We start from the raw sequence: 13,803 nt of genomic DNA, 5'->3' as shown, positions 1-13,803 counted from the left end.
TAATGAAAAAGAAAGGAGTAAAGAAATGAAAACTATTCTTGCTAAAAAACGGAACATCTTCCTTGCGAGATTGTTCCTAGGGCAGTTACCTGTACTGATCTCTACTTATTTATTTCTATCTCGTCAGTTTTTACATTTTTCCTTGGTTTTCCAATTGCTTCTAGTGATTATCAACTTGTCTTCTATTTTGGTGATTGTTTACCTCACTAGAGAAATGAGAGTGAGAAAGTTTGAAGATGATGAGTTGGTCAATCCTAGAACCAATCAACTCATGTTCATCGGATTGACAGGTTTTATGTCTATTATCGGTTTGTATAGAGGTATGACGGCGGCAGAATCCTATCAACAACTGATTGGTTATATTGCTTCTGTTCTCTGCTTAATCATCATGCTGCTGCTCATTTGGGGCTTGAAGTATTATAAAAAGTAAGCTCACAAAAGAACTTACAGGCAGTGTTTTCAGACTGCTGGTCTTTTTTAAGAGAAATTCTTGTAATTTAAGAGTTTTTGACGACCGTTTAAGATTTGGATGCAAAACCTAAAAAAGCAGTGCTATACTGAGTGTGTAAAAGTTACAAGGATACCAATGCTAAACTGAAATAAAGGAGTGATTCTTATGGCGAAAAAAATAATTACGATTGTCATCTTGTATGTAATCATGCAAACTTGTCTTTATCCGCTTAGGGGAAATGAGTGGTATTATGTAATGGATGCACTAGCATACTTTGCTTCGGTTTATATCTTCGTTCAGTTCAATAAAAAATGGAGAAAAAGCCACTTTGAATCTTGAACATAGAAGTTTTATAGGTCTGTAATGGATCATCTAAATAGAATGAATAGTTTCAAATTAATATCTGCTAAGGATCATCTGTAAAATGCAAAATTCTTGCATCCTTATTTTGATGATTCTAAATAGGAGAGAGGTTGTGTTTATGGCCATTTTTAATAAATGTCATGCTGTGTTTGTTGGATTTTTAGCCTTTATAATAGTTACTACAGTAGGCTATACCATCAATCAAGGAGATTTTTTTCTAAACGAGTACCTATTTATTATAGCAAAGACTTTCTGGATTTCACTGAGTGTTGCCTATGCGAAATGGTTTGATATGGTTTCGCTAAGAAGGTTAACGAAGAAAGAAATTCTACTTTTTATTGGAAGCTTTCTTATTTGTGTGCTGGTAAATATAGGTTATTATAGTTTTTTTACAGTATCTTCTGGTGCTGGATATCAACACCTTGAGGCTACTGGTACAGGAATTTCCTTATCCTTTATTGCAAGCGTGACAGTTTTTGGGCCTATTCTGGAGGAATTTGTTTTCAGAGGTATCCTTCAAGGTGCGGTTTTTGAAAATTCTTGGTTGGGGCTTATACTGACTGCCTCTCTCTTCTCTTTCCTGCATGCTCCTTATGATGTTCCTTCATTTATCTATTATCTATTTGGAGGTTTGATGCTGGGCTTTGCTTATAAAAAGAGTCAAAATCTATCGGTGCCTATCTTAGTCCATATTTGTTACAATTGTTTATCATTCTTCTAGTAGTTGACAGTGGTTAAATTTACAAAGGAATGTAGAGGATGATCAGTTGGCATCATAGTGACTAGGGAACTGACCTGGTAGATGTGAAATCAATAGATGGAGGAATCAAATGAAAAAGTATGTCGAATTGTTAGATTTATTTGCCCGAGTTGTAATAATATTGCTATCTCTTGTTCTTTGTATAAGAGTACTCATGATTTCAACAGAACTCTGGAGAAATGTTCTTGTACTGGTAAGTACCCCTGTTACGATCTATAGTCTGGTAAAACATAGACCAGGTAAGAAGAACATAAAAACCCTGTGAGAGTCCTAAAAGAAAGATTAAAAAGATGCAAGCAAAATATAAAAATCAAATAGTAGAAGTTTGGGAAGTTGGTAAAGATACTCCTAAACCAGGTTGGGTAGAAGACGCTTTGCAAAAGAATTACATAGTATGGCTAGACAATCATGTCCGAATTTTAATGGCAGGACTTCAGTCTTCTCTTGTAACCAATCTCAAAATTGGTCTAGTCGGAACGGCAGGAGGAGGTTTTGCTGGTTATAGTATGTATGTCCTTGGCTATCCAGGAGATTATCTTGACCTCACAAATCATAGAGTGGTATCTGCCAAGGCTTTTCATCGAGAGTATCAAGTTTTATAAAATGATCGGGTCAAAAAGGGATGAGGTATTCTTGTTTGAAAAGATTGGCTGTAACCTGACGGAAAACGAGTGACTAACTAGGTACAGTTTCGAACAGCAACAAAAGTATACTACGGATAGAAGTATTGGCTTGTCAAAGGTTTAGTGAGAACTACCGAGACTGAATGCTGGAGGATTAAATGATAATTAGTGGCAGTTACGATAGCAAAGCTATTAGGGAGTTTCTATGAAAAAATATTCTATTCTTTTCAAAACGAGTGCAGTTCTTTCCTATTTATTTTTGTTTTTCGGGTTGTCTTGGACAACCCAATTTTGGAGAAATTATTGGGAGTTCTCGTCTTGGGTAGGAAATCTTATCTGGATTCGAAACATCATCAGTCTTCTCTTTATCGGTTTGATGATGTGGTTCTTGGTTAGATCGGGCCATGCTTATCTCTTTCGTATCCCTAGGAAAAAGTGGGTGAGTTATTCTGTTCTGACGATGTTAGCAGCTGTCGTTCTTATAAGCTTTAACTATCTGACAGCTAAACATGTTCAGGGGACAAACGAAGGTTGGAATTTGTTTATTGCTTATAGTGAGACCAATTTTGCAGAGTTCGGAGTTTACCTAACCTTAATAGTACTAGGACCTCTGATGGAAGAATTGGTATGTAGGGGACTACTTCAACATGCCTTCTTTAAGAATTCAAGATGGGGACTGGATATTCTATTCCCATCGGTTTTGTTCGCCTTACCTCATTTTTCAAGTTTTCCTAGTCTACTAGACCTTCTGGTTTATACAGCAGTTGGCTGTATTTTTGGTGGTTTGACACGCTATACCAAGACTATCTATCCTTCTTATACGATTCATATTGTTAATAATATCATCGCAAACTTACCATTTATCATGACTTTTTTACATAGGGTATTTGCATGATGAGAACCAGTTAAAAGCTTGAATTATCAGATTAAGCATAGATTTTTTCCTTACAATTTTCTGCTAAAAAAATTGAATGAGCAAGGCTAGGCAGATCTCTCTGCTTGCCTTTTTCTTTTAACAAAATTGGATAAAGGGCTTTTATTTGAGAATCAGGTCTGGACTGGTTGACGAATAGCCTAAAAACTAGTAGAATAGTAAGGAAACTTTATACGGAGGAAAGAAATGGACTTGGGTGATATTGAGCTAACGCTGACCCCTATACCTGGGAAAAGCGGAAAAGCTTATATGGGAAGCTACCCTGATGGGAAGCGCGTCTTTATTAAAATGAACACCTCTCCAATCCTACCTGGTTTAGCCAAGGAACAAATCGCTCCTCAATTATTATGGACTCGCCGTTTATCGGATGGGCGTGATATGTGTGCCCAAGAATGGTTGAATGGTAAAATTTTGACCCCTTATGATATGAATCGCAAGCAGATTATCAATATTCTGAGCCGCTTGCATCGTTCGCGTCCTTTGATGACGCAATTGACTCGTTTGGGCTATTCTTTAGAAACACCTTTTGACTTGCTTCAGGCTTGGTTAAAAGATGCTCCAGAATCCTTGAAGAACAATCAATATCTAAGAATGGTAGTAGAGGATTTGCGAGGAAGTTTGCCAAACTTTAGGGAAGATTATGCAACGATCGTTCATGGAGATGTACGACATAGTAATTGGATTGAGACAGAGAGCGGTCTTGTTTATTTAGTGGATTGGGATTCCGTTCGTTTAACGGATCGCATGTTTGATGTAGCGCATATGCTATGTCACTATATTCCAGACTATCAGTGGAAAGAGTGGTTGACTTATTACGGTTACAAATACAACCAAACAGTCATCAACAAACTATTTTGGTATGCTCAGTTATCCTTCTTGAGCCAGATTGCCAAATATTATACAAATGAAGATCTAGAAAATGTCAATCGGGAGATTTATGCCTTGCGTATTTTCCGTGACAAGTATGGAAAGAAGAGATGAGAGTTAGAAATCGTAAAGGGGCAACAGAATTACTAGAGGCTAATCCTCAGTATGTTGTCTTAAATCCTTTAGAAGCCAAAGGAAAATGGCGAGACCTCTTTGGAAATGACAATCCTATCCATGTTGAGGTTGGTAGTGGTAAGGGAGCCTTTGTGTCAGGTATGGCCAAGCAAAACCCTAATATCAACTATATCGGGATTGATATTCAAAAGTCTGTTTTGAGTTATGCCTTGGACAAGGTCTTGGAAGTTGCTATACCCAATATTAAGTTGTTGTGGGTTGATGGTTCTGATTTGACCGACTACTTTGAAGATGGTGAGATTGATCGCTTGTACCTAAACTTTTCAGATCCGTGGCCTAAAAAGCGTCATGAAAAGCGTCGTCTAACTTATAAGAGTTTCTTGGATACCTTCAAGCGTATCTTGCCTGAACACGGTGAGATTCATTTCAAGACAGATAACCGTGGCTTATTTGAATATAGCCTAGTGAGTTTTTCTCAATACGGCATGAAGCTCAATGGAGTTTGGTTGGATTTGCATGCCAGCGACTTTGAAGGCAATATCATGACAGAATATGAAGAAAAATTCTCAAGTAAGGGTCAGGTCATCTATCGAGTTGAAGCAGAATTTTAAGAAAAAGCTTAAAATCAAGCCTTCTGAGTGCTTATACTTTACATAAGTAGTCAAAAGTGCTATACTGTAAGTAAGAATATGAGAAAGTGAGGCGGGGAAATATCTTCGCCTCTTGCTTATGAGGAGGTGGACGCAATCGCAACTATCGTAGAATTAGTCAGAGAAGTCGTAGAACCTGTCATTGAAGCTCCCTTTGAACTCATTGATATCGAGTACGGAAAGATTGGCAGTGACATGATTCTTAGTATTTTTGTAGATAAACCAGAGGGAATTACCTTGAACGACACAGCGGACTTGACAGAGATTATCAGTCCTGTCCTAGATACTATCAAGCCAGATCCCTTCCCAGAACAATATTTCCTAGAAATCACCAGCCCAGGCTTGGAGCGTCCTTTGAAAACCAAGGAAGCAGTCGCTGGAGCGGTTGGGAAATACATCCATGTTGGACTTTACCAAGCCATCGATAAGCAAAAGGTCTTTGAAGGAACCTTGCTAGCCTTTGAAGAGGATGAGTTGACTATGGAATATATGGACAAGACACGTAAGAAAACGGTCCAAATCCCATACAGTTTGGTATCAAAAGTACGTTTAGCAGTAAAATTATAGTAAAAGAAAGGAAGCTTTTGAAGATTCAAAAGTGAATAGAAGATGAGTAAAGAAATGCTAGAGGCCTTCCGCATTTTGGAAGAAGACAAGGGAATCAAAAAAGAAGACATCATTGATGCAGTGGTGGAATCACTTCGTTCAGCCTATCGCAGACGCTATGGTCAATCAGACAGTGTAGCCATTGATTTTAACGAAAAGACAGGTGACTTTACAGTTTATACTGTTCGTGAAGTAGTTGATGAAGTATTTGATAGCCGTTTGGAAATCAGCTTAAAAGATGCTCTTGCCATTAACTCAGCTTACGAGCTTGGGGACAAGATTAAATTTGAAGAAGCACCAGGTGAGTTTGGTCGTGTAGCAGCTCAATCTGCCAAACAAACCATCATGGAAAAAATGCGCAAGCAAACACGTGCCATTACCTACAATACTTACAAAGAGCATGAGCAAGAAATTATGTCAGGTACAGTGGAGCGCTTCGACAATCGCTTTATCTATGTCAACCTTGGCAGCATCGAAGCTCAATTGTCAAAACAAGACCAAATTCCTGGAGAAGTCTTTGCTTCTCACGATCGTATCGAAGTTTATGTCTACAAGGTTGAAGACAATCCTCGTGGTGTGAATGTCTTTGTAAGTCGTAGCCACCCAGAAATGATCAAACGCTTGATGGAACAAGAAATTCCTGAAGTTTATGACGGAACAGTTGAGATCATGAGCGTGGCTCGTGAAGCAGGTGACCGTACAAAGGTTGCTGTTCGTAGCCACAATCCAAACGTGGATGCGATCGGGACAATCGTCGGACGTGGTGGTGCTAACATCAAGAAAATTACTAGCAAATTCCACCCAGCTCGCTACGATGCTAAGAGCGATCGTATGGTTCCAATCGAAGAAAACATCGACGTTATCGAATGGGTAGCAGATCCAGCTGAATTTATCTACAACGCTATCGCTCCTGCAGAAGTTGACCAAGTTATCTTTGATGAAAACGACAGCAAACGTGCCTTGGTGGTTGTTCCTGATAACAAGCTTTCTCTTGCGATCGGTCGTCGTGGACAAAACGTTCGTTTAGCAGCTCATTTGACAGGCTACCGTATCGATATCAAGTCTGCAAGTGAGTTTGAAGCCATGGAAGCAGCAGAACAAGCTGACCAGGTAGAAACAGACGAATTGGTCGAAGAATAAGAGCTGATCAGAGGAGGGAAGGATGAAAACTAGAAAAATCCCTTTGCGTAAGTCTGTTGTGTCCAATGAAGTGATTGATAAGCGTGACTTGCTCCGTATTGTCAAGAACAAAGAGGGACAGGTCTTTATCGACCCGACAGGCAAGGCTAATGGTCGTGGCGCTTATATCAAGCTAGACAATGCAGAAGCCCTTGAGGCCAAAAAGAAAAAAGTCTTTAACCGTAGCTTTAGTATGGAAGTTGAAGAGAGCTTTTATGACGAGTTGATTGCCTATGTCGATCACAAAGTGAAAAGAAGAGAGTTAGGACTTGAATAAGCAAAAAATTGCCAATCTCTTGGGTCTTGCTCAGAGAGCAGGGAAAATCATCTCGGGTGAAGAAATGGTGGTCAAGGCTATCCAAGACCAGAAAGTAAAACTGGTATTTCTTGCCCATGATGCAGGTCCAAACCTGACCAAGAAGATTCAGGATAAAAGTCATTATTATCAAGTAGAAGTTATTACCGTGTTTTCAACACTGGAATTAAGCATAGCAGTCGGAAAATCAAGAAAAGTTTTGGCTGTGACAGATGCTGGATTTACAAAGAAAATGAGGTCTCTTATGGAATAGAAGAGGAGGACATGATTTGTCTAAGAAAAGATTGTACGAAATCGCAAAAGAACTTGGAAAAGAAAGTAAAGAAGTTGTAGCGCGTGCAAAAGAGTTGGGCTTGGATGTAAAAAGCCACTCATCAAGTGTGGAGGAAGCAGCTGCTTCAAAAATCGTAGCAAGTTTTAAACCTGCTCCTGCTCCAAAGGTAGAATCGAAACCTGTGGCTCCAAAACCAGTTGTCACTAAGGAAGAGGCAAAACCAGCAGCAGCTGTTGCCCCTAAAGAAGAAAAAGTGGTACCAGTAAAACCGCAGAGTCGAAACTTTAAGGCTGAGCGTGAAGCACGTGCAAAAGAGCAAGCAGAGCGACGCAAGCAAAACAAGGGCAATAACCGTGACCATCAACAAAATGGGAATCGTCAAAAAAATGATAACCGTAATGGTGGTAAACAAGGTCAAGGCAATCGTGACAACCGTCGATTCAATGATCAAGGTAAAAAACAACAAGGTCAGCAAAATCGTGGGAATGATCGTCGTCAGCAAGAGGACAAACGTCCAAATCAGGCTGGACCACGCATTGACTTCAAAGCCCGTGCAGCTGCTCTAAAAGCAGAGCAAAATGCGGAATATGCTCGTTCAAGTGAGGAACGCTTCAAGCAGTCTCAAGCTGCCAAAGAAGCCTTGGCTCAAGCAAACAAACGCAAGGAACCTGAGGAAATCTTTGAAGAAGCTGCTAAGTTAGCTGAACAAGCGCAGCCAGTTCAACCAGTGGTTGAAGTAGCTCCTGCAGCTAAAGAACCTGTAGTGGATACACGTCGTAAGAAACAAGCCCGACCAGACAAAGATCGTGATGATTACGATCACGAAGAAGATGGTCCTAGAAAACAACAAAAGAATCGAAGTAGTCAAAATCAAGTGAGAAATCAAAGAAATAGTAACTGGAACAATAACAAAAAGAATAAAAAAGGCAATAACAAAAATAACCGTAATCAGGCACCAAAACCTGTTACAGAGCGTAAGTTCCATGAATTGCCAACAGAATTTGAATATACAGATGGTATGACCGTTGCGGAAATCGCAAAACGTATCAAACGCGAACCAGCTGAGATTGTTAAGAAACTCTTCATGATGGGTGTGATGGCGACACAAAACCAGTCCTTGGACGGTGAAACAATCGAACTCCTCATGGTAGATTACGGTATTGATGCGAAACAAAAGGTTGAAGTCGACAATGCTGATATTGAACGTTTCTTTGCTGAAGAGGGTTATCTCAATGAAGATGAACTCGTAGAGCGTCCACCAGTTGTAACGATCATGGGACACGTTGACCATGGTAAAACAACCCTTTTGGATACCCTTCGTAATTCTCGTGTTGCAACAGGTGAAGCCGGTGGTATCACTCAGCATATCGGTGCCTATCAGATTGAGGAAAATGGTAAGAAGATTACCTTCCTTGATACACCAGGACACGCAGCCTTTACCTCTATGCGTGCGCGTGGTGCCTCTGTTACCGATATTACCATCTTGGTCGTAGCGGCAGATGACGGGGTAATGCCTCAAACTATCGAAGCCATCAACCACTCAAAAGCAGCTAATGTCCCAATCATCGTAGCTATCAATAAAATCGATAAACCAGGTGCTAATCCAGAACGTGTTATCGGTGAATTGGCTGAACATGGTGTTATGTCAACAGCTTGGGGTGGCGATTCTGAGTTTGTAGAAATCTCAGCTAAATTCAACCAAAATATCGATGAACTCTTGGAAACTGTTCTACTTGTGGCTGAAATCCAAGAACTCAAAGCAGATCCAACAGTTCGTGCCATTGGTACTGTTATCGAAGCCCGCTTGGATAAAGGAAAAGGTGCAGTTGCGACCCTCCTTGTCCAACAAGGTACTTTGAACGTTCAAGATCCAATCGTTGTCGGAAATACTTTCGGACGTGTCCGTGCTATGACCAACGATCTCGGACGTCGTGTCAAGGTCGCAGGCCCATCAACACCAGTATCGATCACTGGTTTGAACGAAGCACCAATGGCGGGTGACCACTTTGCTGTTTACGAAGATGAAAAATCTGCGCGTGCAGCTGGTGAAGAACGTGCCAAACGTGCTCTTATGAAGCAACGTCAAGCTACTCAACGTGTCAGTCTTGAAAACCTCTTTGATACCCTTAAAGCAGGAGAACTCAAGTCTGTTAATGTCATCATCAAGGCAGACGTACAAGGTTCTGTTGAAGCTCTCTCTGCATCACTTCAAAAGATTGATGTTGAAGGGGTTAAAGTAACTATTGTTCACTCAGCAGTAGGTGCTATCAATGAATCCGATGTGACTCTTGCCGAGGCTTCAAATGCCTTTATCGTTGGTTTCAACGTACGCCCTACACCACAAGCACGTCAACAAGCAGAAGCTGACGATGTAGAAATCCGTCTCCACAGCATTATCTACAAGGTTATCGAAGAGATGGAAGAGGCCATGAAAGGGATGCTTGACCCAGAATTTAAAGAAAAAGTTATCGGTGAAGCAATTATCCGCGAAACCTTCAAGGTATCTAAAGTGGGAACAATCGGTGGATTTATGGTTACCAGCGGTAAAGTTACCCGTGACTCTAAAGTCCGTGTTATCCGTGATGGTGTTGTTATTTACGATGGAGCTCTAGCTAGCTTGAAACACTATAAAGATGACGTTAAAGAAGTTACAAACGGCCGTGAAGGTGGTCTTATGATTGATGGCTATAATGACCTCAAGATGGATGATGTGATTGAAGCCTATATCATGGAAGAAATCAAGAGATAAGATTTTTGCTCCTTTCTTAGGTGGTGAGGGACGCAAGCAAACCGATGGTTTCATTGCTTATTTTTGAGCCTAGAGTCTCAAAAATCCCCAGTGATTGAACTGAATTATCAGTCCAATCACTTTCACCACGGCGAAAGAAGCAGATAAGTTCAAATTGAACTTCGTTTCAATTTGAATTGAAAATCAATAAGTTTAAAAATAGCTAGGTCTGCTGGCCTAGCTTTTGGTTCAATTGAGAGAAAGGAAGAAGCATGGCAAATCATTTCCGTACGGATCGTGTGGGCATGGAGATCAAGCGCGAAGTCAATGAGATTTTGCAAAAGAAAGTCCGTGATCCGCGTGTCCAAGGTGTGACTATCACTGATGTTCAGATGCTAGGTGATTTATCTATGGCTAAGGTTTACTACACCATTTTGAGTAATCTTGCCTCAGATAATCAGAAAGCTCAAGTCGGGCTTGAAAAAGCAACTGGCACCATCAAACGTGAACTTGGTCGCAATTTGAAATTGTACAAAATTCCAGACTTAACTTTCGTCAAAGATGAATCCATCGAATATGGAAACAAGATTGACGAGATGCTACGCAATCTGGATAAACATTAAGCAGAAAGAGGGGCAACCCTCTTTTTTGTGGCTATAAGTCGGTCATTGTCTAGTCAGATTATATAAATAGAAATTCAGAAAATAAAATAAATCTTGAAAATATCATTTATTCCATAAATATGATAAGATAAAGCTTGATATGAATGAAAAATGGAGATAGAGATGGCTAAAGAAGATGTGGCGATGCAAGTGTTGCAACAGGTAGTAAAACTTCCTGTCGTTAAAGTGAACCGGTCAAAATTTTTAATGGACAAATTCTCTAAGGAAGTGGCTTCAAAGGATATTCCTAGATTATTGGAAGAAGGGCCGACAGCTTTATTACCTCAGGAAACCTTAGATCGAGTAGCTAATGCATGTATTAGAGATAATGTATTGCTAGCAAGTGGGACATCTGTTTTGGCTGGATTACCTGGAGGTATTGCCATGGCCGTTACAATTCCGACAGATGTAGCCCAGTTTTACGCATTTTCACTGAAACTAGCTCAGGAGCTAGGCTATATTTACGGCTATGATGATCTCTGGGCTTCACGAAATGAGCTGAGCGAAGAAGCTAAAAATACCCTCTTGCTCTATCTGGGAGTGATGTTGGGAGTAAATGGTGCGGGAGCTCTCCTTCGTTCTGGTGGTGTTACAGTTGCTAAGCAAGTGATGAAAATCGTGAATAAAAAGGCTTTAACAAAGACTCTTTGGTATCCAATTTTGGAAAAAGTTCTGAAAATCTTTGGAGTGAATCTGACCAAGGGAGGATTGGCTAAGGGGATGGGGAAAGTTATTCCTATCTTAGGTGGAGTCCTATCAGGTGCCTTAACCTTTGCGACCATGAAACCCATGGGAGAAAGATTGCAAAAAGAATTGTCCAAATTGATTAACTACGATGAAGCACAATATCAAAGAGATGTTGCCACTATCCGAAAAGAAGTGGAAATCATAGAAGGAGAATGACATGGGGATTATAACAATACTGGCCAAAACCTACGGTAATTATCTTCTTACAAGGCAAGCTTTAAAAGTTGCAGAAACTATAAAGAAAGATGAAAACATAGTTGTTAGTTTGGGAAAATTATTTCTCGTAGATAAGCTTATGGATACAGCTACTTGGTTGATGAAGCCGGAGGATAAAGAATGAAATCTTTTTGGAGGTTCTTTACTCTTCTTTTTATAACACCAATTGTTGGTCTGATAAAAATACTCTGGTTCCTAATCTCTTTCGCCTTCCAATTACTGTTCTATAAGATTCTTTTCAAGATCATAGATTGGTTTTTCAAACTTCTCTGATGATCATGGTAAGGATAAGACTTTGAGGTTTTACTAGGAAAAGTCTATATAATTAGAAATAATGAAATTATACGAAATAAACTAGCAAGTCTTCTACTGCTAGTTTTTTAATCTTTGCCCTTGTGGTATAATAAAAAAGAAAAAACTGTTAGAGAATATGATGGAGGTTATGATGGACAATATCGTTGATGTATCTATTCCTGTTGCGGAAGTTGTGGACAAGCATCCAGAAGTTTTAGATATCCTAGTAGAACTCGGTTTTAAACCTCTTGCAAACCCTTTGATGCGAAATACAGTCGGACGAAAAGTATCGCTCAAACAGGGGTCTAAGCTGGAGGGAACTCCTATGGACAAGATTGTACGCACACTTGAAGCAAATGGTTACGAAGTGATTGGAATAGACTAATGGCAGATGAACGTATTCATATCCTACGGGATATTTTATTAGAATTGCATAATGGAGCCTCCCCTGAATCCGTTCAGGAACGCTTTGATGCAACCTTTACAGGTGTATCAGCTATCGAGATTTCTCTCATGGAGCACGAGTTGATGAACTCTGACTCAGGCGTAACCTTTGAAGACGTCATGGAGCTCTGTGATGTCCATGCCAATCTCTTTAAGAATGCTGTTAAGGGTGTCGAAGTTGAAGATACAGAGCATCCAGGTCATCCTGTGCGAGTCTTTAAGGATGAAAATCTAGCCCTCCGTGCTGCCTTGATTCGGGTTCGTAGATTGCTCTCGACTTATGAATCTGTGGACGATGAGGAAATGCTTGCAGAGATGCGTAAGGGGTTGGTTCGTCAGATGGGGCTTGTAGGTCAGTTCGACCGTCACTACCAGCGCAAGGAAGAACTCTTCTTTCCTATCATGGAGCGTTATGGACATGATTCGCCTCCAAAAGTCATGTGGGGAGTCGATGACCAGATTAGGGAACTCTTTCAAACAGCTTTAGCGGCAACTAAGTCGCTCCCAGAAGTGCCAATTTCCGCCGTAAAGGAAGCTTTTGAAGCTTTTGCGACTGAATTTGAGAGTATGATTTTCAAGGAAGAGTCCATCCTCCTCATGATTCTGCTCGAATCCTTCACCCAGGATGACTGGATTCAGATTGCAGAGGAAAGTGATGCTTATGGCTATGCCATTATCCGTCCGTCTGAGAAATGGGTTCCTGAACGTCAAAGTTTTGTTGAGGAAAAAAGTGTAGAAGAACCAACTCAGCCAGAAACTGTAGATGGACAGGTTCAACAAGTGATTGATACGCCAGAAGGTCAGTTTACTATCACCTTCACACCTAAGGAAAAGGAAGCGGTAGTAGATCGCCATAGTCAACAGGCTTTTGGTAATGGCTATCTCTCAGTCGAGCAGGCTAATCTTATTCTCAACCATCTGCCAATGGAAATTACCTTTGTTAATAAGGATGATATTTTCCAGTATTACAATGACAATACGCCAGCAGATGAGATGATTTTCAAGCGGACACCTTCTCAAGTCGGGCGCAATGTTGAGCTTTGTCACCCGCCCAAGTACCTTGATAAGGTAAAGACCATTATGAAAGGTCTTCGTGAAGGGAAAAAAGACAAGTACGAGATGTGGTTCAAGTCAGAATCACGGGGCAAGTTTATTCATATCACTTATGCTGCTGTACACGATGAAAATGGAGAATTTCAAGGAGTCTTGGAGTACGTTCAGGATATCCAGCCTTACCGTGAGATTGATACAGATTATTATCGAGGAATAGAATAAGGAGAAACAATGAGTTACGAACAAGAATTTATGAAGGAATTTGAAGCCTGGGTTAATACCCAAATCATGATTAATGATATGGCGCTCAAGGAAAGCCAAAAGGTCTATGAAGAAGATCAAGATGAGCGTGCTAAAGATGCCGTGATTCGCTATGAAAGCCGCTTGGACGCCTACCAGTTCTTGCTAGGCAAGTTTGAAAATTTCAAGACAGGCAAGGGATTCCATGATTTACCAGAAGGTTTGTTTGGTGAGAGAAATTATTAATTTTCAGAAATTAGA

17 protein-coding genes are annotated in these 13,803 nt (G+C 40.3%); all 17 read left to right on the top strand.

Annotated features, from left to right (window positions below):
- The first annotated feature begins 25 nt into the window (after positions 1 to 25).
- The 17 genes from AC3E7H_RS08640 (at position 26) to AC3E7H_RS08560 (ending at position 13,788) form a co-directional block, all read left to right on the top strand.
- On the top strand, positions 26 to 430 hold the full coding sequence (locus AC3E7H_RS08640) for a hypothetical protein (protein WP_049508531.1): 405 nt from the start codon (positions 26 to 28) through the stop codon (positions 428 to 430).
- A 502-nt stretch (positions 431 to 932) separates the two neighbouring features.
- Positions 933 to 1,535 (top strand): CPBP family intramembrane glutamic endopeptidase, encoded by a 603-nt coding sequence (locus AC3E7H_RS08635; RefSeq protein ID WP_000974185.1) that lies wholly within the window; start codon positions 933 to 935, stop codon positions 1,533 to 1,535.
- A 329-nt stretch (positions 1,536 to 1,864) separates the two neighbouring features.
- Positions 1,865 to 2,176: a hypothetical protein gene (locus tag AC3E7H_RS08630; RefSeq protein ID WP_001148182.1), complete on the top strand. Its 312-nt coding sequence runs from the start codon at positions 1,865 to 1,867 to the stop codon at positions 2,174 to 2,176.
- A 226-nt stretch (positions 2,177 to 2,402) separates the two neighbouring features.
- Positions 2,403 to 3,092 (top strand): CPBP family intramembrane glutamic endopeptidase, encoded by a 690-nt coding sequence (locus AC3E7H_RS08625; RefSeq protein WP_075228503.1) that lies wholly within the window; start codon positions 2,403 to 2,405, stop codon positions 3,090 to 3,092.
- A 225-nt stretch (positions 3,093 to 3,317) separates the two neighbouring features.
- Positions 3,318 to 4,112: a cell cycle regulator CcrZ gene (ccrZ, locus tag AC3E7H_RS08620; protein WP_000362994.1), complete on the top strand. Its 795-nt coding sequence runs from the start codon at positions 3,318 to 3,320 to the stop codon at positions 4,110 to 4,112.
- A complete protein-coding gene (gene trmB / locus AC3E7H_RS08615; protein ID WP_490676396.1) occupies positions 4,109 to 4,744 on the top strand; it encodes a tRNA (guanosine(46)-N7)-methyltransferase TrmB in 636 nt (211 codons plus the stop codon). The genes ccrZ and trmB overlap by 4 nt, the downstream gene beginning before the upstream one ends.
- Positions 4,745 to 4,870: 126 nt before the next feature.
- Complete coding sequence (gene rimP / locus AC3E7H_RS08610; protein ID WP_490676395.1) at positions 4,871 to 5,350, top strand: ribosome maturation factor RimP; 480 nt, start codon at positions 4,871 to 4,873, stop codon at positions 5,348 to 5,350.
- A 42-nt stretch (positions 5,351 to 5,392) separates the two neighbouring features.
- Positions 5,393 to 6,529 (top strand): transcription termination factor NusA, encoded by a 1,137-nt coding sequence (gene nusA, locus AC3E7H_RS08605; protein ID WP_000032287.1) that lies wholly within the window; start codon positions 5,393 to 5,395, stop codon positions 6,527 to 6,529.
- A gap of 22 nt (positions 6,530 to 6,551) precedes the next feature.
- Positions 6,552 to 6,845, top strand: a complete 294-nt coding sequence (rnpM, locus tag AC3E7H_RS08600; protein WP_000857562.1) for an RNase P modulator RnpM — start codon at positions 6,552 to 6,554, stop codon at positions 6,843 to 6,845.
- Positions 6,838 to 7,137, top strand: coding sequence for a YlxQ-related RNA-binding protein (locus AC3E7H_RS08595; protein ID WP_223140590.1), 300 nt, complete (start codon positions 6,838 to 6,840; stop codon positions 7,135 to 7,137). The genes rnpM and AC3E7H_RS08595 overlap by 8 nt, the downstream gene beginning before the upstream one ends.
- A 16-nt stretch (positions 7,138 to 7,153) precedes the next feature.
- Positions 7,154 to 9,907: a translation initiation factor IF-2 gene (gene infB, locus AC3E7H_RS08590; RefSeq protein WP_490676394.1), complete on the top strand. Its 2,754-nt coding sequence runs from the start codon at positions 7,154 to 7,156 to the stop codon at positions 9,905 to 9,907.
- Positions 9,908 to 10,158: 251 nt separating this feature from the next.
- Positions 10,159 to 10,509 (top strand): 30S ribosome-binding factor RbfA, encoded by a 351-nt coding sequence (rbfA, locus tag AC3E7H_RS08585; RefSeq protein WP_049527021.1) that lies wholly within the window; start codon positions 10,159 to 10,161, stop codon positions 10,507 to 10,509.
- 162 nt (positions 10,510 to 10,671) lie between these two features.
- Positions 10,672 to 11,451 (top strand): hypothetical protein, encoded by a 780-nt coding sequence (locus AC3E7H_RS08580; RefSeq protein ID WP_490676393.1) that lies wholly within the window; start codon positions 10,672 to 10,674, stop codon positions 11,449 to 11,451.
- Position 11,452: 1 nt separating this feature from the next.
- Entirely contained in the window at positions 11,453 to 11,635 is a 183-nt protein-coding gene (locus AC3E7H_RS08575; protein ID WP_490676392.1) for a hypothetical protein, read from the top strand.
- A 321-nt stretch (positions 11,636 to 11,956) separates the two neighbouring features.
- Positions 11,957 to 12,190 (top strand): DUF1858 domain-containing protein, encoded by a 234-nt coding sequence (locus tag AC3E7H_RS08570; protein WP_485715016.1) that lies wholly within the window; start codon positions 11,957 to 11,959, stop codon positions 12,188 to 12,190.
- Positions 12,190 to 13,524 carry a DUF438 domain-containing protein gene (locus AC3E7H_RS08565; protein WP_490676391.1) on the top strand — a complete coding sequence of 445 codons (1,335 nt, stop codon included), beginning with the start codon at positions 12,190 to 12,192 and terminating at the stop codon, positions 13,522 to 13,524. The genes AC3E7H_RS08570 and AC3E7H_RS08565 overlap by 1 nt, the downstream gene beginning before the upstream one ends.
- Positions 13,525 to 13,533: 9 nt before the next feature.
- Positions 13,534 to 13,788: a DUF1912 family protein gene (locus AC3E7H_RS08560; protein ID WP_414257846.1), complete on the top strand. Its 255-nt coding sequence runs from the start codon at positions 13,534 to 13,536 to the stop codon at positions 13,786 to 13,788.
- Positions 13,789 to 13,803: the final 15 nt, after the last annotated feature.

The organism is Streptococcus sp. SCPM-O-B-15304 (M98), from assembly GCF_058200215.1.
The sequence above is the reverse complement of the archived record's forward strand: the minus strand, read 5'-3'. Positions and strand labels throughout refer to the sequence as shown.